At 69.4% G+C, this 22491-nt stretch carries 23 protein-coding genes; 8 read left to right on the plus strand and 15 right to left on the minus strand.

Translation table 11 applies throughout. From position 1 onward, the window contains the following. Window positions 1-39: 39 nt before the first annotated feature. The 6 genes from dmpH to WAF18_RS00105 are packed head-to-tail and all read right to left on the minus strand — an operon-like array spanning window position 40 to window position 5136. Window positions 40-828 carry a 2-oxo-3-hexenedioate decarboxylase gene (gene dmpH, locus WAF18_RS00080; RefSeq protein WP_337243295.1) on the minus strand — a complete coding sequence of 263 codons (789 nt, stop codon included), beginning with the start codon at window positions 826-828 and terminating at the stop codon, window positions 40-42. Next, a complete protein-coding gene (gene dmpG, locus WAF18_RS00085) occupies window positions 825-1871 on the minus strand; it encodes a 4-hydroxy-2-oxovalerate aldolase (RefSeq protein WP_337243296.1) in 1047 nt (348 codons plus the stop codon). The genes dmpH and dmpG overlap by 4 nt, the downstream gene beginning before the upstream one ends. After that, a complete protein-coding gene (locus tag WAF18_RS00090; protein ID WP_337243297.1) occupies window positions 1868-2812 on the minus strand; it encodes an acetaldehyde dehydrogenase (acetylating) in 945 nt (314 codons plus the stop codon). The genes dmpG and WAF18_RS00090 overlap by 4 nt, the downstream gene beginning before the upstream one ends. Window positions 2813-2870: 58 nt before the next feature. Then, window positions 2871-3650 carry a fumarylacetoacetate hydrolase family protein gene (locus WAF18_RS00095; RefSeq protein WP_337243298.1) on the minus strand — a complete coding sequence of 260 codons (780 nt, stop codon included), beginning with the start codon at window positions 3648-3650 and terminating at the stop codon, window positions 2871-2873. Then, on the minus strand, window positions 3647-3856 hold the full coding sequence (locus tag WAF18_RS00100) for a tautomerase family protein (protein ID WP_337243299.1): 210 nt from the start codon (window positions 3854-3856) through the stop codon (window positions 3647-3649). Before WAF18_RS00100 ends, WAF18_RS00095 begins: the two co-directional genes overlap by 4 nt. 20 nt (window positions 3857-3876) lie before the next feature. After that, on the minus strand, window positions 3877-5136 hold the full coding sequence (locus WAF18_RS00105; protein ID WP_337243300.1) for an MFS transporter: 1260 nt from the start codon (window positions 5134-5136) through the stop codon (window positions 3877-3879). Window positions 5137-5282: 146 nt separating this feature from the next. On the opposite strand from WAF18_RS00105, the gene WAF18_RS00110 reads away from it, so the two are divergent. Together WAF18_RS00110 and WAF18_RS00115 are read left to right on the plus strand one after the other, a co-directional pair. Continuing rightward, window positions 5283-5954, plus strand: a complete 672-nt coding sequence (locus WAF18_RS00110; protein ID WP_183425315.1) for a hypothetical protein — start codon at window positions 5283-5285, stop codon at window positions 5952-5954. A 71-nt stretch (window positions 5955-6025) separates the two neighbouring features. Further along, the gene (locus tag WAF18_RS00115; RefSeq protein ID WP_337243301.1) at window positions 6026-6820 is read left to right on the plus strand and encodes an IclR family transcriptional regulator; all 795 of its coding nucleotides are present in this window, start codon (window positions 6026-6028) and stop codon (window positions 6818-6820) included. Here the strand turns inward: WAF18_RS00115 and mpl are convergent. Then, entirely contained in the window at window positions 6805-8226 is a 1422-nt protein-coding gene (gene mpl, locus WAF18_RS00120) for a UDP-N-acetylmuramate:L-alanyl-gamma-D-glutamyl-meso-diaminopimelate ligase (protein WP_337243302.1), read from the minus strand. The genes WAF18_RS00115 and mpl overlap by 16 nt on opposite strands. A gap of 135 nt (window positions 8227-8361) precedes the next feature. Next, window positions 8362-8940, minus strand: coding sequence for an adenylate kinase (locus WAF18_RS00125; RefSeq protein WP_337243303.1), 579 nt, complete (start codon window positions 8938-8940; stop codon window positions 8362-8364). 117 nt (window positions 8941-9057) lie between these two features. Between WAF18_RS00125 and WAF18_RS00130 the strand changes: the two genes are divergently transcribed. The 3 genes from WAF18_RS00130 (at window position 9058) to mutM (ending at window position 12656) form a co-directional block, all read left to right on the plus strand. After that, window positions 9058-10314 carry a 6-phosphofructokinase gene (locus WAF18_RS00130; RefSeq protein ID WP_337243304.1) on the plus strand — a complete coding sequence of 419 codons (1257 nt, stop codon included), beginning with the start codon at window positions 9058-9060 and terminating at the stop codon, window positions 10312-10314. A 91-nt stretch (window positions 10315-10405) separates the two neighbouring features. Beyond that, a complete protein-coding gene (locus WAF18_RS00135; protein ID WP_337243305.1) occupies window positions 10406-11716 on the plus strand; it encodes a diguanylate cyclase in 1311 nt (436 codons plus the stop codon). A 127-nt stretch (window positions 11717-11843) separates the two neighbouring features. Continuing rightward, window positions 11844-12656, plus strand: a complete 813-nt coding sequence (gene mutM / locus WAF18_RS00140; RefSeq protein ID WP_337243306.1) for a bifunctional DNA-formamidopyrimidine glycosylase/DNA-(apurinic or apyrimidinic site) lyase — start codon at window positions 11844-11846, stop codon at window positions 12654-12656. A 4-nt stretch (window positions 12657-12660) separates the two neighbouring features. On the opposite strand, the gene WAF18_RS00145 is transcribed toward mutM, so the two are convergent. Continuing rightward, window positions 12661-13287, minus strand: a complete 627-nt coding sequence (locus WAF18_RS00145; RefSeq protein ID WP_183425309.1) for a thymidine kinase — start codon at window positions 13285-13287, stop codon at window positions 12661-12663. A 75-nt stretch (window positions 13288-13362) separates the two neighbouring features. On the opposite strand from WAF18_RS00145, the gene WAF18_RS00150 reads away from it, so the two are divergent. Continuing rightward, window positions 13363-15339: a UvrD-helicase domain-containing protein gene (locus WAF18_RS00150; RefSeq protein ID WP_337243928.1), complete on the plus strand. Its 1977-nt coding sequence runs from the start codon at window positions 13363-13365 to the stop codon at window positions 15337-15339. 36 nt (window positions 15340-15375) lie between these two features. Here the strand turns inward: WAF18_RS00150 and WAF18_RS00155 are convergent, their stop codons facing one another. Continuing rightward, window positions 15376-16029, minus strand: a complete 654-nt coding sequence (locus tag WAF18_RS00155; protein ID WP_337243307.1) for a DUF480 domain-containing protein — start codon at window positions 16027-16029, stop codon at window positions 15376-15378. Between the two features lie 112 nt (window positions 16030-16141). Between WAF18_RS00155 and WAF18_RS00160 the strand changes: the two genes are divergently transcribed. Continuing rightward, on the plus strand, window positions 16142-17056 hold the full coding sequence (locus tag WAF18_RS00160) for an HAD family acid phosphatase (protein WP_337243308.1): 915 nt from the start codon (window positions 16142-16144) through the stop codon (window positions 17054-17056). 336 nt (window positions 17057-17392) lie between these two features. Further along, window positions 17393-18997, plus strand: coding sequence for a hypothetical protein (locus WAF18_RS00165; protein ID WP_337243309.1), 1605 nt, complete (start codon window positions 17393-17395; stop codon window positions 18995-18997). A gap of 87 nt (window positions 18998-19084) precedes the next feature. On the opposite strand, the gene WAF18_RS00170 is transcribed toward WAF18_RS00165, so the two are convergent. From WAF18_RS00170 to WAF18_RS00190, 5 genes are all read right to left on the minus strand, one after another. Then, window positions 19085-19747, minus strand: a complete 663-nt coding sequence (locus tag WAF18_RS00170) for a hypothetical protein (RefSeq protein WP_337243310.1) — start codon at window positions 19745-19747, stop codon at window positions 19085-19087. 121 nt (window positions 19748-19868) lie between these two features. After that, window positions 19869-20564: a hypothetical protein gene (locus WAF18_RS00175; protein ID WP_337243311.1), complete on the minus strand. Its 696-nt coding sequence runs from the start codon at window positions 20562-20564 to the stop codon at window positions 19869-19871. 8 nt (window positions 20565-20572) lie between these two features. After that, the gene (locus WAF18_RS00180; RefSeq protein WP_337243312.1) at window positions 20573-20929 is read right to left on the minus strand and encodes a hypothetical protein; all 357 of its coding nucleotides are present in this window, start codon (window positions 20927-20929) and stop codon (window positions 20573-20575) included. Between the two features lie 237 nt (window positions 20930-21166). After that, window positions 21167-21862: a DUF6683 family protein gene (locus WAF18_RS00185; RefSeq protein ID WP_337243313.1), complete on the minus strand. Its 696-nt coding sequence runs from the start codon at window positions 21860-21862 to the stop codon at window positions 21167-21169. Next, a complete protein-coding gene (locus tag WAF18_RS00190) occupies window positions 21862-22461 on the minus strand; it encodes a hypothetical protein (RefSeq protein WP_337243314.1) in 600 nt (199 codons plus the stop codon). Before WAF18_RS00190 ends, WAF18_RS00185 begins: the two co-directional genes overlap by 1 nt. Window positions 22462-22491: the final 30 nt, after the last annotated feature.

A 22491-nucleotide genomic window follows, 5' to 3' on the forward strand; every position in this document is an offset into this window, starting at 1 on the left:
CGAAAGCAGCGGCGCCGGCGCGGTGGCCGGCCCGGCGGCTCAGACGAAGCGCAGGCCCGTCGAGCCGAGTCCGTCTACGCGGACCTGGACGTTGTCGCCCGCCTCGACGGCGACGGCGGCGGTGATCGCGCCCGAGAGCACGACGCTGCCGGCCGGCAGCGACTGGCCGCGGGCGTGCAGCATGTCGACCAGCATCGCGACCGCGAGCGCGGGATTGCCCAGCACCGCGGCGCCTGCGCCGACTTCGACGACCTGGCCGTTCTTCTCCAGCACCACACCCGTGGTCTCCAGGTCGATGCCCTGCGGCGCGGTCGGACGCGAGCCGATCACGTAGCGCGCGGCCGAGGTGTTGTCGGCGATCACGCTGGGCAGGTCGAAGCGGAAGTTCTCGTAGCGCGAGTCGATGACCTCGATCGCCGGCAGCAGGCACAGCGTCGCCGCCATGACCTGTTCGGGCGTGCAGCCCGGCCCCTGGAGCGCGTCGCGCATCACGAAGGCGATCTCGGCCTCGACCTTGGGATGGATCAGCTTTGCGGCCTCGATCTCGGCGCCGTCGTCGACCGCGTTGTCGCTGCCCAGAAAGCCGTAGATCGGCGTCTCGACGCCCATCTGCTGCATCTTGGCGTACGAGGTCAGGCCCATCTTCATGCCGACGCAGCGCACACCGCGCGCCTGCTTGTGGGCGCGCAGCGCATCCTGGATGCGATAGGCGTCCTCGATCGACAGCTCGGGATGCGCATCGGTGATCTTGACCGTGTCGCGCACGTCGCGCTCGGCGTCGTGCAGCAGGGTCGCCAGTTGGGCGACCGTCTCCGGTGACAGGCTCATGCCGTGGCCTCCTGGCGGGCGCCGGCACGCTCGCGCGCGCGCACCATGTCGAGCGCGACGTCGACGATCATGTCTTCCTGGCCGCCGACCATGCGCCGCTTGCCCAGCTCGACCAGGATGTCGACCGCGCTGATGCCGAAGCGCTCGGCCGCGGCTTCCGCGTGGCGCAGGAAACTCGAGTACACGCCGGCATAGCCCAGCGCCAGGGTTTCGCGATCGACGCGCACCGGACGCTCCTGCAGCGGGCGCACGATGTCGTCGGCAGCGTCCATCAGCATGCGCAGGTCGCAACCGTGCTGCCAGCCCAGCCGCGAGGCGGCGGCGATGAACACTTCGAGCGGGGCATTGCCGGCGCCTGCGCCCATGCCCGCCAAGCTGGCGTCGATGCGGTCGCAACCTTCCTCGACCGCGACGATCGAGTTGGCGACGCCGAGCGACAGGTTGTGATGGGCGTGGATGCCGGTCTGGGTGCGCGCATCGAGCACGTCCTTGAACGCGCGGAAGCGTGCGCGCACGTCCTGCATGCCCAGTGCGCCGCCCGAATCGACGACGTACACGCACGAGGCGCCGTAGCTTTCCATCTTCTTCGCCTCGCCGGCGAGCGCGGCCGGTTCGGCCATGTGACTCATCATCAAAAAGCCCACCGCATCCATGCCCAGCGCATTGGCCGCCTCGATGTGCTGGCGCGAGACGTCGGCCTCGGTGCAATGGGTGGCCACGCGGACCACGCGGGCGCCGGCGGCGTGGGCGTTCTTCAGGTCATGGACCGTGCCGATGCCCGGCAGCAGCAGGGTCGCGACCTTCGCGTGTTGCACGGTCTCGGCGACCGCCGCGATCCATTCGACATCGCTGTGCGCGCCGAAGCCGTAGTTGAACGACGATCCCTGCAAGCCGTCGCCGTGCGCGACCTCGATCGAATCCACGCCCGCAGCGTCGAGTGCGCCAGCGATCCGGCGCACCTGGTCCAGCGTGTACTGGTGGCGCACCGCGTGCGAGCCGTCGCGCAGAGTGACGTCGGAAATGGTGAGCTTGCGGTCGTTCATCGGGTCGGCTCCGGCTGCGCGGCCGCCAGGCGCGCGGCGATGCGCTCGCCGGTGGCCAGGGCCGCGGAGGTCATGATGTCGAGATTGCCGGCGTAGGCCGGCAGGTAATGCGCGGCGCCCTCGACCTCGAGGAACACCGAGGTCTTCAGGCCCGTCGTCGGGCCGATCCCCGGCACATTGCAAGGCCGCTCGATGCGTTCGAACTGCACGGCCTGCTTGAGCCGATAGCCGGGCACGTGGCGCGCCACGTCGGCGACCATCGCCTCGATCGCCGCGGCGATGCGCGCGGTGTCGGCCTCGTCGGACAGCACATAGACGGTGTCGCGCATCAGCAGCGGCGGCTCGGCCGGATTGAGCACGATGATCGCCTTGCCCTTGCGCGCCCCGCCCACCGCTTCGATCGCACGCGAGGTGGTCTCGGTGAATTCGTCGATGTTGGCACGCGTGCCCGGCCCTGCGGAGCGGCTGGAGATCGATGCGACGATCTCGGCGTAATGCACCGGTGCGATGCTGGCGACGGCCGCGACGATCGGAATCGTCGCCTGTCCGCCGCAGGTGACCATGTTGACGTTCGGCGCGTCGATGTGCGCGTCGAGGTTGACCGTCGGCACGCAGTAGGGACCGATCGCGGCGGGCGTGAGGTCGACCACGCGGATGTCCGGGCGCGCCTGGCGCAGCGCCGCGTCGTTGCGCACGTGCGCGCCGGCGGAGGTGGCGTCGAACACCACCTGCACGTCGTCGAACAACGGCGAGGCGACCAGCCCCTCGACGCCCGAGTCGCAGGTCTGCACGCCCATCGCACGCGCGCGCGCCAGGCCGTCGGAGGCCGGATCGATGCCGACCAGCGGGCCCATGGCCAAGTGCTGGCCGTGGCGCAGGATCTTGATCATCAGATCGGTGCCGATGTTGCCGGGACCGATCACGGCTGCCTTGACGGGCATGGGAACTCCTCGAAACGTTGAAGCGGACGTGGGGAAGGGCGGACGCGGCGTGCGTCGATCAGTCGAAATGCAGGTCGAGGGCGCCGAGTCCGCCGACCCGCAGGCGCAGGTGATCGCCGCGCACGACCGGGGTCAGCGGGACCAGGGCGCCAGAGAGCACGATGTCGCCGGCACGCAGGCCATCGCCCAGGCGCCCAAGCTGGTTGGCCAGCCAGACCACGCAGTTGAGTGGTGAGCCCAGCGCTGCGGCGCCGGCGCCCGTGGACAGCAGCGCGCCGTTCTTCTCGAGCACCATGCCGCAGGTGCCCAGGTCCAGGGCCTGCGGCGAGACCCGCGTGCGCGAGGTGACGAACGCAGCCGCGGACGCGTTGTCGGCGACCGTGTCGAGGATGCCGATCTTCCAGTCGCGGATGCGCGAGTCGACGATCTCGAAGCATGCCGACACCGACTCGGTCGCCAGTAACACGTCGTGCAGGCCGATACCGGGGCCGGCCAGGTCGCGCTTGAGATGGAACGCGATCTCACCCTCGGCACGCGGCGCGATCATCCCGGCCACCGCGACCGCACCGCGGTCGGAATGATCCATGCGATCGGTCAGCACGCCGAAATCGGGCTGATCGACACCGAGCATGCGCTGCACAGCGACACTGGTCAGGCCGATCTTGCGACCGACCACGCGTTCGCCCTCGGCCACGCGGCGGGCGATGCCGGCTTGCGCGATCGCGTAGGCGCCGGCCAGGTCCAGGCCCTCGACGCGTCCGGTCAACGGCGCGATCGGCGCGGCGTCGCGCAACGCGGTGTGCAGGGCATCGGCGTGCAAGGTCGAATCGGCGCTCATGCCGCGCCCCCGGCGGGCGTCGGCGGATCGCTCTTGAGCGTGGTGCCGACGGCGAAACGGTTGGCCGGCACTTCGGTGACCATCACGCGGATCGAGGCGAGCGGCGCGTCCAGCGTCTCGCTGGCCACGCGCGCGACCTCGCGGATGCAGCGCTCCACGCGGGCGGTGTCCCGGCCTTCGACCAGGGTGATCTGGATGATGGGCATGAGGTGTCCTTTAGGGGGTGTCAGGCGAGCTCGCGGCCCTTGGTCTCGGGCAGGAACAGCCAGACGATCAAACCGGCCAGCGCGAAGAACGCCGCGGTCGTCACCAGGCCGCTGCCGACGCCGTAGCGGGTGGAGATGAAGCCGATCAGGAACGGCGCGATCGCCGCGATCGCGCGGCCGCCGTTGTAGACGAAGCCCTGGGCGGTGGCGCGGATCGAGGTCGGGAACAGTTCGGCGAACGTCGGCGCAAAGCCGCTGTAGAAGCCGGTGCCGAAGTACGCGACCACGATGCCGAACACCATCAGCATGTCGGGCGAGCGGATCGTCGCGAACACCGGCACCACGACCGCCGAGGCCAGGAAGAACAGCAGGAAGGCTTTCTTGCGACCGATGCGGTCGGCGAAGTAGCCGAAGGTGATGAAGCCGGCGGCCGCGCCGACCTGCATGATCACGATCCAGATTGTCGACTTCACCAGATCCAGCCCCGGGCCACCGTCGGCCACCGGCGTCGCAAGATAGGTCGGGATCCAGGTGAACAGGCCCCAGTAGCCGCACATCGCCGCGGTGGTGAATGCCAGGCCGATCCAGGTGTTGCGAGCGAACGGCCCGCCGAACAGTTCACGCACGGTCTCGCCGAAACCCAGCCGCCGGGTCTGGTTGCGCCAGATCTCCGGCTCCTCGACGTGGCGGCGCACATAGAACGCCAGCAGCGCCGGCAGCAGGCCGACCGCGAACACCCAGCGCCAGCCACCGACCGGAATCACCAGCGCGGCGACCACCGCAGCAGCGGCGTAGCCGGCCGCGAACGCGCTCTGCACCCAGGCCATGACCTTGCCGCGATGCTTCGCCGGCCAGGTCTCGCTGACCAGCGCCGAGCCGGCCGACCATTCGCCGCCGACGCCCAGGCCGACGATGATTCGGAACAGCATCAGCTGCCCGAGGGTGTCGGCCAGGCCGCACAGGGCGGTGCCGATCGAGTAGCAGATGATGCTGAGCATCATCGAGCGCGCCCGGCCCAGCCGGTCGGCGAGGAAGCCGAAGACCAGTCCGCCGGCGGCGGTGGCCATCAACGTCGCCGACATCACCAGGCCGGCCGACGACTTGTCCATGCCCAGGTCGACGATCACGTACTTGATGACCATCGCGAACAGCATGAGATCCATGATGTCGAGCATCCAGCCCAGATAGGCCGAGTTGAACGCGCGCCATTGCTGCTTGCTCGCGCCCTTCCACCAGCGCTCGCCGGTCCCCTGCCCCGCACCTGTCGTGTTCTGCGCCATTGCACGCCCTCCCGAGGCGATTCTTGAGGGGGTGTGCCCCCGGCTGTTTGTATCGTTGCTCGATACCTAGGTATCACTATACGATAAGTATCGACTGAAGAGTCAAGACCGCAATTTTGTATCGATCACCGAAACAAGGAACCGCCATGTCCAGCCTGATGCTGCGCCTGTTCGAAGACGAACTGCCTGCCCACTGCCCGCCGGTTTATCTGCCGGCAGCCCCGCGCGCGCTGTATCTGGCGCAGGGCGAGGCCACGGTGGAGGACGCCGTGTCGGGCACGCTGCTGTTGCAGGGCGCGGCCTGGGTCGGCGAGGACGCGCTGACGCTCAACATCGGCGCCGCGCCCGTCCGCATCTGGCGCTGGGAGCTGTCGACCCACGCTGCGGCCGCACCGGGCCTGCCCTCGGCGCCGGCCACCCGCACGGTGCTCAAGCTCGAAGCGCCCGTCGAACTCGACCCCGGATTCGACTGGTTGATGCGCTGCGACGAGGTGGGCTTCCCACCCGGCGGCGTCGCCTTGACCCACGTGCATCAGGGCCCGGGCATCCGGATCTGCGCCGAAGGCGAGATCGGGATCGAGACCCAGGGCCGGGCCCAGCGCCACGGGCCTGGCCAGGCGTGGTTCGAGCTGGGCCCCGCCCCGGTGCTGGCGCCGACCACCGAGCGCGAACCCACGCGCTTCGTGCGCTGCTTCCTGCTGCCGCGCCAGCTCAAGGGCCGCAGTTCGATCCGTTACGTGCGCCAGGAAGACGCGGACGCGCCCAAGGTGCAGACCTATCGGGTTTTCGCGGAGCGATACATCCGTCTACCTCAGTGACATCGCCTCGGGGTACCCTGATGCGTGCGGCCTCGCCGCATTCATCGGCTTCACCGCACAGGACGATCCCCATGGCCCAGGCCGGCCCCGCCTCCGACGACGCCGCGGACGCGTCGCTTCCCACCGCGATCGTGTCGTTGCAGGTCATCGACGCACTGTCCAACGCGCCCCAGGGGCTGGGGGTCACCCAGCTGTCGCAACACTTGGGCATGCCCAAGGCGCGTGCGCACCGGCACCTGCGTGCGCTGCGCGATCATGGCTATCTGCTGCAGGACCCGGTCACCAACCAGTACCGGGTCGGCTGGAAGCTCTATCTGCTGGGCAAGGCCTGCGTCGGGCGCTTCGACCTGACCACGCTGGCGCGGCCGGCGCTCGAGCGCCTGCGCGACGCGGTCGGCCAGACGATCGTCATCGCCTCCTATGCCGAGCAGGAAGTGGCGGTCATCGACGTGCTGCGCGGCACCTCGCCGCTGGAGATCAGCCTGCGGCCGGGCAGCCGCTTTCCCCACCACGCCAGCGCCCAGGGCAAGCTGGTGCTGGCCTACGGGCCGGCGGCGCTGCGCGAGCAGTATCTGGCGCAGCCGCTCGAACCCGAGACACCGCGCACGATCACCACGCATGCGCGCCTGCGCAGCGAACTGGACCGGGTCCGCGACTGCGGCTGGGCCGATGCGCCCGAGGAACTGTTCACCGGCATCAACGCGCTCGCCGCGCCGCTGCTGCAGGCCGGCGGTGCGCTGTTCGGCACCCTGGCGATCGTCGGCTCGATCCATTACCTGCCGGCCACGCCCGATCCGGCGCATGTCGACGCCTTGCGCCGCACGGCCGCCGAGCTGTCGACGATGCTGGGTTACGCCGGCGCCTGATCGGCCTGCAGGCCGGCGAGAAAGCGCCGCGGGGCGCCGTCGAAGCCGCCATTGGACATGAACACCACGTGGTCGCCCTCGCGCGCCAGCGCCGCGAGCGCGTCCAGCAGTGCGTCGGCATCGGGCACCGTGCGCGCCTGCCCGCGCACCGCGTCGACCACGCGCTGCGCATCCCAGGCCAGTTCCGGGCGGTGCAGGAACACCACCGCATCGGCGGCCTCGAGTGACGGCGCCAGGGCCTGGGCATGCGCGCCCAGCCGCATCGAATTGCTGCGCGGCTCCATCGCCACGACGATCCGCGCCTCCCCGACCTTCGCCCGCAGCCCGGCCAGCGTGGTGGAGATCGCGGTGGGATGGTGCGCAAAGTCGTCGTAGACGGTGATCCCGCGCGCGCGACCGAGCAGCTCGAGCCGGCGCTTGACGCTGCGAAAGCGCGCGAGCGCCGGCAGCACGCCCGCCGGATCGACGCCGACCGCCGCGCAGGCCGCCAGTGCGGCCAGCGCATTGAGCACGTTGTGGTCGCCGAGCAACGGCCACTCGACCGTGCCCACGTCCACGCCACGGCGGCGGACCCGGAACGCGCTGCCGTCGGCGGCGACGCGTTCGGCGCTCCAGTCGAACGCGGGATCGAAACCGAAACGCTCGACCGGGGTCCAGCAGCCCATCGCCAGCACCTCGCCCAGGCGCGCGTCATGGCCGTTGACGATCAGCCGTCCGCGGCCGGGCACGGTGCGCACCAGGTGATGGAACTGGCGCTGGATCGCGGCGACATCGGGGAAGATGTCGGCGTGGTCGAATTCGAGGTTGTTGAGGATCGCCACCGTCGGGCGGTAGTGCACGAACTTGCTGCGCTTGTCGAAGAATGCGGTGTCGTACTCGTCGGCCTCGACCACAAACACCGGTCGCCTCGGCGCTGCCGCGCCTTCTGCCTTCGACGACGCCGGATCGGCCGGTCCACCCAACCGCGCCGAGACGCCGAAGTCCTCGGCCACGCCGCCGATCAGAAAGCCCGGCGCGCGGCCGGCGGCTTCGAGCAGGAAGGCCAGGATCGTCGTCGTCGTGGTCTTGCCGTGGGTGCCGGCGACCGCCAGCACCTCGCGACCGGGCAGCACCTGCTCGCTGAGCCACTGCGCGCCCGAGGTGTAGGCGCGGCCGGCGTCGAGCACCGCCTCGACCGCAGGGTTGCCGCGCGAGAGCGCATTGCCGATCACCACCTGGTCGACGTCGGCGCCGATGTGCGCGGGGTCGTAGCCCTGGCGCAACGCGATGCCCAGCTGCTCGAGCTGGGTCGACATCGGCGGATAGACCGCCTGGTCGCTGCCCTCGACCGCATGACCGAGTTCGCGTGCGAGCGCCGCGACGCCGCCCATGAAGGTGCCGGCGATGCCGAGGATATGGAGTTTCACGGGTGGGAAGTCCTGGACGGGGCCGCACTGCGCCGGGGCGGCTGCGGCGCGCGCGGACGACCGACGGCCGCGCCGGGAGAAAGACAGGCACCGCAGTCGCGCCGCCGCTGGACCCGGCGGCGCGCTGGGCGCGGCTCAGGCGGCGGCGTCGGCCTTGCCGATCGCCGCGACGATGCGCGCGAACACCTCATCGAGCGGACCGACGCCGTCGACCACCGTCAGCTGGCCGTGGTCGCGGTAGAAGCCGATCACCGGCGCGGTCTGCTGGTCGTAGACATTGAGGCGGTGGCGCACCGATTCGGGACTGTCGTCGGCACGGCCTTCGGCCTTCGCCCGACCGGCCAGCCGCTCGACGATCTGCTCATTGTCGACTTCCAGCTGCACGGCGGCATCGAAGGTCTGGCCCAGCTTGGCCAGCAGCGCATCGAGCGCGGCGGCCTGGGCGAGGTTGCGCGGATAGCCGTCGAGGATGAAGCCGGCGCGGGTGTCATCGCGCGACAGGCGGTCCTCGAGCATGCCCAGCAGGATCTCGTCGGAGACCAGGTCGCCGCGGTCCATCACCGCCTTGGCCTGAAGCCCCAGCGGCGTGCCGGCGGCGACTTCGGCGCGCAGCAGATCGCCTGTGGAGATGTGCGGCACCTGCAGGTGTTCCTTCAGTCGTGCGGCCTGCGTGCCTTTGCCCGAACCGGGCGCTCCGAGAAGAACCAAACGCATCGAACGCTCCTGCAAGTGTGGGGAGCCCTCCGGTCCTGCGGCTACACTCGGGCAGGGCGGCGAACGGCCGCACCAGCTTAACGTATCCCGCCACGACCCGAATCGACGAGGCCCGCGATGCCCTCCGGAACCCTGCTCTACGCCCAGTCGGGCGGCGTGACCGCCGTCATCAACGCCACCGCCTCGGCGGTCCTGCAGGAGGCCCGTGCGCAAGGCGTGCGCGTGCTGGCGGCGCGCAACGGCATCCTCGGCGCGCTGCGCGAGGATCTGGTCGACGCCTCGCGGTTGCCGATCGCCGCGGTCCGCGCACTGGCGCACACGCCCGGCGGCGCGTTCGGCTCGTGCCGCCACAAGCTCGGCACGCTCGAGGCTGACCGGGCGCGCTACGAGCGCCTGCTCGACGTGCTGCGCGCGCACGATGTGCGCTGGTTTCTCTACAACGGCGGCAACGATTCGGCCGACACCGCGCTCAAGGTCTCCAAGCTGGCGCGGGCCTTCGACTACCCGCTGACCTGCATCGGCGTGCCCAAGACCGTCGACAACGACCTGGCGGTCACCGACTGCTGCCCGGGCTTCGGCTCGGCGGCCAAGTACACGGCGGTGTCGGTGCGCGAGGCGGCGCTCGACGTCGCCGCGATGGCCGACACCTCGACCAAGGTCTTCGTCTACGAGGCCATGGGCCGCCATGCCGGCTGGCTCGCCGCGGCCGCGGGTCTGGCCGGCCAAGGTCCGGACGAGGCCCCGCAGCTGATCCTGTTCCCCGAGCGCGCGTTCGACGAGGCCGACTTCCTGGCCAACGTGCGCCGCGTGGTCGAGCGCGTGGGCTGGTGCGTCGTGGTCGCCAGCGAAGGCATCCGCACCGCCGACGGCCGCTTCGTCAGCGACGCCGGCGGCGGCCGCGACGCCTTCGGCCATGCCCAGCTCGGCGGTGTCGCCGCGCACCTGGCCGGCCGGGTCAAGGACGCGCTGGGTCTGAAGGTGCACTGGGCACTGCCCGACTACCTGCAGCGCTCGGCCCGGCATCTGGCCGCCAAGACCGATGTCGAGCACGCGATGGCGGTGGGTCGCGAAGCGGTGCGCTTCGCGCTCGCCGGCCGCAACGCGATCATGCCGGTGATCCGGCGCACCTCCGACGCGCCGTATCGCTGGAAGATCGAGGCCGCGCCGTTGGAGAAGGTCGCCAACCACGAGAAGACCATGCCCGCCGGCTTCATCCGCCGCGACGGCTACGGCATCACCGCGGCCGCGCGCCGTTATCTCGAACCCCTGGTGCGCGGTGAGGCGCCACCGCCCTACGGACGCGACGGCCTGCCGAAATACGTGACCCCGGCGTTGACCCCGGTGCCGCGCACCCTGGCCGATTGGGACGGCTGAACCGCGCACCGAGCCATCGCCCGCTTCACGATGCGGCGGCTAGGCGCGGCGCTATATTGAGCGCCGCCCGATCGACCGTGCAGGCCCTTCGATGACGTCCGATGCCGGTGTCCGACGCGATCTCCAGCATCTGCGCGAACTGCTCGACCACAACTCCGACTGGGCCTGGGAGGTCGACGCGCAGGGCCGCTACACCTACTGCTCGCGCATGGTCACCGCCCTGCTCGGCCATCCGCCCGAGGCGATGCTCGGCCGCACCCCGTTCGAGTTCATGCCGCCGGCCGAGGCCGCCCGCGTGGGCGAAGCGTTCGCGGCCATCATCGCAGAGCGTCGTGCGTTCTCGGGCCTGGTCAATCGCAACCTGCATGCCGATGGTCGCATCGTGGTGCTGGAGACCAGCGGCGTGCCGTTGTTCGACAGCGCAGGAGACCTCCGCGGCTACCGCGGCATCGACCGCGACATCTCCGAACTCGGCGAGCGGGTGCTGCAGCTCGAGGCGGTCTACGACCATGCCGCCGTGCCGATGAGCACGGTCGATACCGCCGGCATCCTGGTCATGGGCAACCGGGCGATGGCCGCACTGTGCGAGCACGACGGCCCGGTTGCCGGCCTGCGACTGACCGATCTGCTGCCCGAGGCGGCGCAGTGGCTCGACGCCGACCTGGCGCTGGCACGCGATGGCCAGCCGCTGCCGACCCACGAATTCGCCTGGCGCACGCGCTGGCTGTACGCCGCGCCGCACGCGCTGCACGATGCGCTCGGCCGTGTGGCCGGGCTGTCGATCGCCTGGATGGACATCACCGCCCGCCGCCAGGCCGAGCAACTGCTCACCGAGGCCAATCGCCGGCTCGAAGGCTACGCGCGCCAGGACTACGTCACCGGCCTGTACAACCGCCGCGACCTCGACGAGCGGCTGGCGCTGGAGATCGGCCGTGCGCGGCGCGACGGCAGCCCGCTGTCGCTGTGCATGGCCGACGTGGACTACTTCAAGGCCTACAACGACGGGGCCGGCCACCTGGCCGGCGACGACTGCCTGCGCACGATCGCCGGCGCGCTGCGCCGGGCCGTCTCCCGTCCCGGCGATGCGGTGAGTCGCTACGGCGGCGAGGAGTTCGTCGTGGTGTTGGCCGGCACCGACGAGGCCGGGGCGGCGCACGTGGCCGAACGCATCCGCGCACGCGTGGAGGCACTGGATCTGGCGCATCCCAGCAGCCCGCTGGGCCGGGTGACGGTCAGCGTCGGCGTGGTCACGTGCCGGCCGCAGCGCGACCCGGTCGCCGCCGACGATGCCGCCGCGGTGGCCGGGCTGCTGCGCCTGGCCGACCACGCGCTGTATGCGGCCAAGCACGCCGGCCGCAATCGGGTGGCCACCGAACCGCTTCCGACCACATTGCCGGTCTGAGCGGCGCGGCGTCCCCATCGACGCGCGCCGGCCGCCGCCCGCATTCACGCCCCTGCCATTGAATCGCGGCGTCGACCCCCGATCTTCATCGGCTCCGCCTTGATCGGCACCGCCCGGCCCGCGCTCGATGCCCGAACTGCCCGAAGTCGAAACCACCCGCGCCGGCCTGGCGCCGCATGTCGAAGGCCGTCGGATCGTGGCGGTCCAGATGCGCCGGCCGGACCTGCGCTGGCCGATCCCGCCGGAGGTCGCCACGCAGTTGCCGGGCCAGCGCATCGACGGCATCCGCCGCCGCGCCAAGTACCTGCTGCTCGACACCGCGGCCGGCAGTGCATTGCTGCACCTGGGCATGTCGGGCAGCCTGCGCGTGCTCACGCCCGATGTGCCGCTGCTCGCGCACGACCATGTCGACATCGCGCTGGATTCGGGGCGCGTGCTGCGTTTGCACGATCCTCGTCGCTTCGGCTGCCTGCTGTGGCAGCCGCCGGGCCAGACCCACGCGCTACTGCAGGGCCTGGGCCCCGAACCACTCGGCGAGGCCTTCGACGGCGACCATCTGTTCCATGCCAGCCGCGGCCGGCGCGCGCCGGTCAAGGCGCTGCTGATGGACCAGCGCATCGTCGTCGGGGTCGGCAACATCTACGCCGCCGAGGCGCTGTTCGCAGCCGGCATTTCGCCGCTGCGTGAGGCCGGCAAGATCTCGCGCGCCCGCTATGTACGCCTGGCCGACGAGATCCGACGCATCCTCGCTTACGCGATCCAGCGCGGCGGCACCACACTGCGCGATTTCGTCACGCCGGGCGGCGCACCGGGGTACTTCGAACAGGAGCTGTTGGCGTATGGGCGAGGCGGCGAGCCTTGTCCACGCTGCGGCAGCGTGCTGCGCCAGGCGTCGATCGCCCAGCGCACGACCGTGTGGTGCCCGCGCTGCCAGCGCTGAGCCGCTACAACGGCAATTCGGGCTGCGCCGGTTCGATCCGGCCTTCGCCGCGCGCGATCCGCTTGAACTCGGCGCGACTCACCGACACGTAGCGCTCGTTGCCGCCGATCTCGACCTGCGGGCCGTCGTGCACCGCATAACCGCGCTCGTCCACGCGCACGGTCATCGTCGCCTTCTTGCCCGTGTGGCAGATGGTCTTGATCTCGCTCAGTTCGTCGGCCCAGGCCAGCAGCGCCTGGCTGCCTTCGAACAGCTCGCCGCGGAAATCGGTGCGCAGGCCGTAGCACAGCACCGGGATGCGCAGCGCATCGACGACCTCCGACAGCTGCCAGACCTGGGCGCGGGTCAGAAACTGGGCCTCGTCGACCAGCACGCAGTCGATCCTGGGCACGTCCTCGCCAGCGCCCAGCGCGCGCACGCAGTCGAGCAGATCGTCATCGCGGTCGAACGCGATCGCTTCGGCCGACAGCCCGATCCGCGAGGCCACCCGCCCGACCCCGGCGCGGTCGTCGAGCCGCGGGGTCAGGATCGCCACGCGCATGCCGCGCTCGCGGTAGTTGTGGGCGCTCTGCAGCAGCGTGGTGGTCTTCCCGGCGTTCATCGCCGAGTAGTAGAAGTAGAGCTTGGCCATCGGCGGATTCTACCGGCCAAGGGGCCAGCGCCGCCGGCCGGTACACTATGCGTCGCTAGACAGATGCCCCATCCGATGCACGGTCTGAATCCCCAACAAGCCCAGGCCCTCGGCCACGTCGAGGGCCCGCTGCTCGTGCTGGCCGGCGCGGGCAGCGGCAAGACGCGCGTGATCGTGGAGAAGATCGCCCACCTGATCCAGTCCGGGCGCTACCCGGCCAAGCGCATCGCCGCGATCACGTTCACCAACAAGTCGGCCAAGGAGATGCGCGAGCGCATCGCCAAGCGTCTGCGCGGCGACGCCGCCGACGGGCTGACGATCTGCACCTTCCATGCTCTGGGCTTGAAGATGCTGCAGATCGAGCACGCCAAGCTGGGGCTGCGCCGCGGATTTTCGATCTTCGACGCCGACGATGCCGCCGCGCAGATCAAGGATCTGCTGCCCGGCGCCAAGCCCGACGTGGTGCAGGCGATGCAGGGCCTGGTCTCGCGCGCCAAGAATGCCGGCCTGTCGCCCGAACAGGCGCACGCGGCGGCGACCAGCGCGCGCGAGTTCGAGGCCGCCGCGCTCTACGCCCGGTATCAGGAACGCCTGGCGGCGTTCAACGCGGTCGACTTCGACGACCTGATCCGCTTGCCGGTGCAACTGCTCGAATCCGATGAGGACGCGGTGCTGGGCTGGCGCGAGCGCATCGGCTACCTGCTGGTCGACGAGTGCCAGGACACCAACGACGCGCAGTACCGGTTGCTCAAGGCGATCGCTGGGCCCAAGGGCAACTTCACCTGCGTGGGCGACGACGACCAGAGTATCTATGCCTGGCGCGGCGCCAATCCCGAGAACCTGGCCGCGCTGGCGCACGATTACCCGACGCTGCGCATCGTCAAGCTCGAGCAGAACTATCGCTGCAGCAATCGCGTGCTGCGCGCGGCCAACGCGCTGATCGCCAACAACCCGCACGAACATCCCAAGACGCTGTGGAGCGCGCAGCCCGACGGCGAGCGCATCCGCGTGTGGGAGTGCCGCGACAGTGCGCACGAGGCCGAGAAGGTCGCCGGCGAGATCCACTTCCTGCAGTCCGCGCGCAAGGCCGAGTGGAGCGAGTTCTGCATCCTGTTTCGCAGCAATCACCTCTCGCGGCCACTGGAAAAAGCGCTGCAGCTGCTGCGTGTGCCCTACCACCTGAGCGGCGGCACCGCGTTCCTGGACCGCGGCGAGGTCAAGGACGCGATGTCGTGGCTGCGCGTGCTGGCCAACCCCGACGACGACTCGGCATTCCTGCGCGCGGTGCAGTCCCCCAGCCGCGGTGTCGGTCAGACGACGCTGGCCAAGCTGGCCGAGCTTGCGCGCAGCGCCCAGATGCCGATGTCGCGAGCGATCGAATCGATGGGGCTGCTCAAGCAGCTGACCCCGCGCGCGGCCAATGCGCTGAGCGAGTTCGCCGACATCCTGCGCGAACTGCGCGCCGACGCGCGCCACATGCCGCCGGGCGATCTGGTACGCAAGCTCAACGAGCGCTCCGGCCTGATCGCGATGCTGCAGGCGCAGTGCAAGAGCGAGGAGCTGTTCCGGATCCGCCGCGGCAACCTCGACGAACTCGCCGACTGGTTCGAAGGCGCCCGCGGCGCGGGGCCAGGCGAACTGGCCTCGCAGCTGGCGCTGCTCACCCACGCCGACAAAGGCGATGCCGGCAACCAGGTGCGGCTGATGAGCATGCACGCCGCCAAGGGCCTGGAGTTCCGCTACGTGTTCATCATCGGCATGGACGACAACACGCTGCCGCACGAATCGAGCATCGACGAGGGCCGCATCGACGAAGAGCGCCGGCTGCTGTACGTGGGCATCACCCGCGCCAAGGAACAGCTGTGGCTGTCGTATCCGCGCGAGACCCAGCGCTGGGGCCAGAAGCTGCGGCTGACCCCCAGCCGGTTCTTCGAGGAACTGCCAGCCGCCGAGATCCAGCGCGATGGCGCCGACCCGGTCGCCGACGCGCAGCGCAAGCGCGAGCGCGCCAACCACGGCTTCGCCTCGATCAAGGCCCTGCTCGACAGCTGAGCGATGGCGGCCGCTACGGCCACCGTCGCACCGGCGTCAGGGCGAGGTGTGCGCACCCGGTGCGAGCGCGGCCAGGGCGTCGCGCAGCGCCGAGACCTCGGCCTCGAGCGCCTCTACGCGCGCCACCAGCGCCTCGTCGCTGCGCGCGGCCTCGCCCCTTGGCTCGGACATCGGCAGGCTCTCGACATCGACCGGCCCACACAACAGATGCGCGAACCGCTCCTCGCGGCGCCCCGCGCCCGGCGGGATGCGCACCAGCAGCGCCTTGGCCGCCATTCGCTCCAGATGATGGCGCACGTCCTCGATGTCGCCAAAGGCGTGCAGTCGCTCGCTGCGCGCCTGCAGTTCGTGCGCGGTCTGCACGCCGCGCAGCAGCAGCACGGCGAGCAGCGCGATCTGGGGCGGCGGCAGGTCCAGCAGACTGCCGACGCTGTGCTCGTAGCGCTCGGCACGCGACGAGAACGACTGCCGCGCCAGCCGATGCTGCTCGAGCTGGCGCAGCGCGTGATGCGTGTCGCCGAAGCTCAGCGCCATCACCGGCTCGCGCGCGGTCTTCTGATTGGCTGCCGACTGCGCGGCGTTGACGGTGAGCGGATAGACGTCGGGCGTGGTCGCCTGTTTCTCGATCAGGCAGCCGAGCACGCGGGCTTCGGCGGGGCTCAGTTCCGGCCAGCGGGCGGTCTGGTGCATGTCGGCTCCTGTCGGACGGGGCCGGCATGATGGCCCGAGTGCGCCTGGATGTCATGCTGGCGTGAAGAGCTGCGGTTACACTCCCTGGCCGATCGATCCCAGGCTTTCTGCGATGCGCACAACGCTCCCCGCCCTGACCCTGCTCGCCAGCGCGCTGCTGATCGCGGCCTGCAAACCCGTGGCGGCGCCCGCCGACGCCCCAGTCGCCGCCCCACAGCCCGCCGCTGCGCCCGTCACCGATGTCAGCGCGCCCGCCGACAACCTCAACGCGGTGCTGTGGGTGCAGCGTTCGGAGGAGTACCGCGCCAACAGCCTGTCGCTGTTCCGCGCGGCTGCCGACCACCTCGATGCGGCCCTGGCCGAACCGAACTGGGATGCACTGGTGCCGGCCGAGCGCGAACTGGCGGGCGACGCGCGCGCGCTGCCGCCTGCGGTGATCATGGACATCGACGAGACCGTACTCGACAACTCGCCCTACCAGGCACGTCTGGTGCACAACGGGCTGGAGTACGACGAGGTCACCTGGGCGCAGTGGGTTGCCGAGAAGAAGGCCCGCCCGGTTCCCGGCGTGCTCGAGTTCGCCAAGGCCGCCGAGGCCAAGGGCGTGACCATCCTCTACCTGTCCAACCGCGCCCAGCATCTGCAGGAGGCGACGCTCGCCAACCTGCGCGCCGAAGGTCTGCCCGTCAAGGACGACAGCGTGTTCCTGGGATTGGGCACGCATGTGGAAGGCTGCGAGCAGCACGGCAGCGAGAAGACCTGCCGTCGTCGCCTGGCCGGCCGCCAATATCGGGTGCTGATGCAGTTTGGCGACCAGCTCGGCGACTTCGTCGAAGTCCTGGCCAACACGGGCGAGGCCCGCACGCAATTGCTCGACGAGTACGGCGACTGGTTCGGCGAGCGCTGGTGGATGCTGGCCAATCCCACCTATGGCGGCTGGGAGCCGGCGCAGTTCAACAACGCCTGGGACCAGCCCGCACCGGCCCGCCGCGCCGCAAAGCGCGCGGCGCTCGACTTGGCGCAGTGATCTACGACGCCTACACCGCCGGGACCTCAGTCACTTAGCCGACGAACCTGAAGTATTGCGTCAGCTTGATGAACGCGCTAGGCTGAACGCGTCAACACCGAGTCCTCCGGCATCGTCCGGTTCAGGGAGACCCCGAGGGTCTCCCTTTTTTTATCCTGCCCGCGCAGCGATCGGCATCGCGCGCCGCAAGGCGGCCGAGGTGGAGCGCACATCGTCCGACAGGCGTTCTCCCCACCCTGGGGTCGCCCCCAGGTGTGAATGGCGGGACGTTCGACTACCTTCGGGCGGTCCGGCTCCGCACCACCGACCCGGTCATGCCGCCCCCGAGGCCTCGTCGTGTCGCTGATCAGTGAAATCCACAAGCACGCCTCCGCCGACCTGGGCAGGCTGTCCGGGCTGCTCGGCAATGGCCCGGGCGGCAACGGGCACGGCATTGGCCCGCAGCTCGGCAACGCGTTCTCGAACACGATGAAGGGGCTGACGTCCGCCCTCTTCCATCAGCAGTTTCCCGGTGTGAACTTCGGAAACGGCCCGCGGCCCGGGCAGAGTGGCGCGCCGGCGGCGGACGCACGTCCGACCCTGCCCACACCGCCAGGCGGCCCGCCGATTCCGGCACCACCGCCACTGCCTGCACCACCCGGGGGGCAGCCCGCCCACAACGGATGGAATGGCGGCCACCCGCATGGTGGTCATCCAGCCGGCCCCAACATTCCGACCCCGGGCGGCATTCCGGCCGGGCCCGGACTCGGTGGCGGTCTACCGGGCCCGGCGCGGCCCGATGGCGGTCATGCCCCACACCTGCCGTCCCCTGGTGGCCCGACATCCACGCCGGGCCAGACCGGGCTGCTACCGGCGCTGGGCAACCTGCTGGGCAACGCCGCGAATGCAGTCCGCCAACTCCTGTCCCCCGGCACGGCGGCGCCGCCTGCCTTCCAATCGGGTCCACCGGGTAGCACCCCGGTCGCCCCCCCACAGACGTTGCCGACGCAGCTCGCCTCTGCCGCCAATCAGGTCGTACGCGCGCTCACCAATGCGGTGCCGCAGGCCCCTGTCGCCGCGCCGCCCGGGACCACCACGAACACGGCGGCACTGCCGGCCGCAGTGCCGGGCCAAGCGGCCGCCACGCAGGCCGCGCTGGCGCAGCAGGCGGCCGCGCCCACCTCCCAGCAGGCACTCGCCCAGCAGGCATCGATGCCACAGACAGCATCCACGCCGCCATCCACGGCTCCGGCTGCGCCGCAGACCGCATCCACGCCGCTGCCTATGCCGGCGCAGACACTGCCCGCGCAGCCACAGCGCGCGGAGACCGCCTTCGCGCCCCCGGGCAATCCAGCCGCCGACCGCAGCGCCGTGCCACAGCAGGCCGCGCCCCCGACGCAGCCCGCGATCGCCAACGCTCCCGCCGGTACCACCCTGGCCGCAGTGCCGGCCGCGGTCATGGCGACCCAGGCGCCGGCGACACAGCAAGTCGCCGGCAACACCCAGATCGCAGGCAATCCCCAAGCCACGGCACCGGCGGCCGGCGAGCGCGGCGGCCCGTCGCGCGTCGACTTGGTGGCCACCGGCGTCTACACCGCCGATGGCCCGGGCCTGCGCCGACGCAACCGGCTCAAGGTCGGACCCGCCGACATCGGCCAGTGGATGGTCGCCCTGGCACAGGGCCGGCGATTGCTGATGCGGCCCCACGACGACCTGCCGGCCGAGATCGCGCGCGCGATGCAGTGGCTGTTCTGGACGCTGGCTCTGGTCGCCTACGGCTGCCTGGGCCTGGTGCTGGTCAGCGTGCTGCTGAGCATGGGCGAGATGCCGGCCGCCCCCGCGATGCGGCGCTGGAGCAGCGAACTCGCGTTCGCGGGTCTGGCGGCCGCCTGCGGCGCATGGTGGCTGGCCCGGCGGCTCAATGCCCCGGCACGCGGCGCGGCCGGCGCGCCTCGCCATTAGAGCCGCAGTCGCCTGACCGGTGGGCCGGGCCCGCACGTGCACCACGCAGCGGCGAGCGTACGTCCTCGTGCGACATCGGCCTGCCACTCAAGGCGTACACACCGGAACCTGCACTGTGCTCATCGCGCCATCGCCGATGTTGGCGATCATGCGCGGCTGATAGACGACGTGCGGACAGCTGCCGCGTCCGCGTCCCGCCGCGGTAGGTGCCCTGTCGCCGCGCATCTGGCGGCGCTCGAGCGCGTAAGTGAAACGAAAGCTCGAAATCTCTGCGCTCGGCCCCGCCGCTGCCGCGGCACCCGGCTCAATCGCGACCACAAGCGTACCCTGGGACCCCATCAAGCGACCGGACAACATATAGCGATCCTGCTGCACCGTGCCGCCCCCCGTGATCCGCCCCTGCGCGTCGATGTCGATGTGGATGCCACCGGTCTGAGCACGCCATCCATCCGGCCCAGCGCGTCCCTCGGCAATGAAGCCCGCATTGCCGGCGCCCGAAGCCTGCCCAGGCACACCCGCAACTTCGCCATGGACGATCAACTGGACCCGATCGCCCCCCATCCTTTTGAAGGCAATGCTGCCCTCGCCCGAGGCGCGCATCGCGGGCCTTCCGTTGGACGGGGTTGCGCGCACATCGAGCGTGCCGACATACGGATCATCGGTCGCGAGAAACGCAGGTTCCGCTTCCCCGCAAGCGGGAAAAAACAGCACGACAAGTGCCAGGCCAGACAAGCGCTGCAGCAGTGCCATGACGACCTCGATTCAAGAGCTGATACAGAGAAAAATCGCCGCCACAACGTAACGAATCCGCATCGATGCGCGAAACGTAGGACGGCTGACGATCGCAGCACTCCACACTCACGTTGAGGACCTAGTTCTGATCAGTGGACTGCGGGGCAACCGCCTTGCGGGAAAACCCTTGCGGGCCGATCTGCAACGACGCGAAGTCAACGCCGGTCGTGCGCTTGAAATCCTCACGCACCGTCCTTGATAGCGCTTGCCGAGCACCTTGAGATGCCTGCGCCCGATAAGAGGCTTCAAGCAGTACGGCCGCAGTCAACGCATGGATGGTTTCCGCCTGCGTACCGGATCGTTCTCCCGCTCCCTCCAATTGCCGAAGAACGGCTTCCGCCTCACGCCCTCCGACAGTTTTTCCACTCACGACTTGCCAAGCAGTCACCAACAAAAGGGCGTGATTTCGATTCGTCGCGCCAAACTCGAGGTCAAGTTCCAAGGAGCGGTTCCTGGCCACAGATTCCGCTGCTCCGGACAAGACGAATGCTTCCACCCAAGGCGCATCCAGACCAGAGATCTCCGAAAACTTGTCTACGAACAAAAGCTCGGTTGAATAGGCGGGACCTCCCTCACCTGCAAACCCACGCGCGAAGGAAGCCTCCAACACCGATCTTTCTTCTTCAGAGAGAACAGCTGCCTCGAACAAGACCGGCGGTGCTCCGCCACGATCTTCGAGTTCAACGTCCACGCCACGTTCAGAGCATGCCGCGATGTACATCACAATGGCAGCAACCAGAGCGCACGACAGCACCCCTGGCTGCACGCTGATCATTCTTGGACTCATCGACGTTGGCGTTTGGACGCCGCATTTCGCCCCGCTTCGAATGCCGCCTGACGAAGCCAAACAAGTGCCGAGCGCTCACCATCGCGTTGCACGCGACGACGGTACTCCGGCGCCAGCCTTTCCATGACGGCATCAATCTCGGCTTGAGTTGGCTCAGCGCTCGTGTCTTGGCGGCCGGGTGACCGCTGTCGCCCCTGCCGCTCGGCTTGCTCGCGATTGTATCGATCCGTGTCAAGCTGAAGCGGCTGCGCATACGCGCCCGGGCTCGCCGTCGTCACTTGAGGAACGACAACATCCTGCGCCCAACAGTTCATTGCAAACAGCGCGACATACAGAGAAACAAGCATTTTCATGCCAGCCCTCCTTGCTGAGAATACAAAGCGAACACTGCTTATTCTATACCAACTACCGCTTGGACTTACTGAGGCCTGGTGTTTCCGAGCAGAAACAAGCCTGCACTCGTGCCTGTAATGCAGCGCTGCAACAACACGCTCGCGCGCTGGCACGGCGGCGGCGTGCGGTACGCAGTTTACCTCTGATGAAGCGAAAATCAGGAGAAATATACTGACCCACCTGGGCGATACCCGTACTCAGCGCGCCACCAGGCCGCCGTCGGTCAGCTCGATGCGCTGCAGATCAATGCCATTCCCCTGCAGGCCCCTGCGCACGCCCGAAGCCAGAGTCGCCAGCGCCTCGCGATTGCCCTGGCGCTTCATCGTTTGGTACGACAGCGCCGACACCATCGTGAGATATGCCGTGCGCTCGGCCTGTGCCTGTTTGGCTGCATCATTCATGCCGGCGATCTGCGGCACGGCGGCCAAGGGACCTATCAACTGACGACGCACCGCGCGTTGCCCATCCGGCACCCTGGCCGAATCGCGGTCGTTGGCAACCTCCCAAGAGATCAGCAGATGCGCGGCCAGCACATCGCCGAGATTGGTCGGGTCATACCCGTAGCGCCGCAGAATGCCGTCGAACTGCCGCAGCAACTCACCTGAGCCGATCACTTTTTCAAGATCGGCGACCTGCTGCGTGTTGCGGCCAAACGCCTGGATCGTCTCCTGCTGCACCCGTGCGCTAATGGCTGGGTCACGCCGAAACGACAGGGTCTGGACGGCGTTTGCATCGACCTGCGCAGGTGCTGGCCGGGAAACTGCCTGCTGCAATGCACGCTGCACGGCTGCATCGCCATCAGCGGCATGTACCGCCGCACCGGCCAGCAGCATCGCCGCGCCCATCAAAAGTCCAGTCACAGCACGGACACGGGATTTCGCATGAGCAAACATCAGGAACCTCCTTGCGATGCGGCGTCTTGGCTGGCCTGGAAGCCGGCGCCGGTCAATTCGATGGCGGCGAGATCGTTCCCGGTCTGCCGTTGAAAATCCTGCCGGACCGACTGCGAGAACACCGCCTGCACGCGTGCTTGGCCCCGCACACGATCAGCCTCCCGCCCAAGGGTGGCGGCGACCAGTTCATAGATCCGTTGGCGATTGGCGAGCGCCTGCGCATCGCCGCTCTGCGCGCCCTGGCGTGCCCAGTGCGCACTCATCTGCTGGCGCAGGCCTGCTGCTTGCGACGGCGTGGCACGTACGCCATGGAAGGCCTCCCAATGCACGAGAAAGAGCAGGGCATTGGCGTCGACGATATCGGTACCGGGATAGCCCAACGCCCGATATCGTGCCTGCAGCCAGGCATCCGCATCGCCGGAGTCCACGAACTGCGAGAGATTGTCGATCCGCACGCTGCTCAGTGCAGGCCCTTGCGCGCTGAAGGCAGCGCCCTCTCCTTTGTCCGCAGACACGGCGGACGTCGATGCGGCCACGCTCTGCACCCCGGCATTGTAGGCCTCAAGAAATGCCTGTTGATCGTGTTCGCCGGTGTCCACAGCGCCGGCGCCTTGGGTCGCTCGCGCGCC

The sequence above is a fragment of the Luteimonas sp. gir genome (assembly GCF_037198055.1).
GTDB lineage: Bacteria > Pseudomonadota > Gammaproteobacteria > Xanthomonadales > Xanthomonadaceae > Luteimonas > Luteimonas citri_A.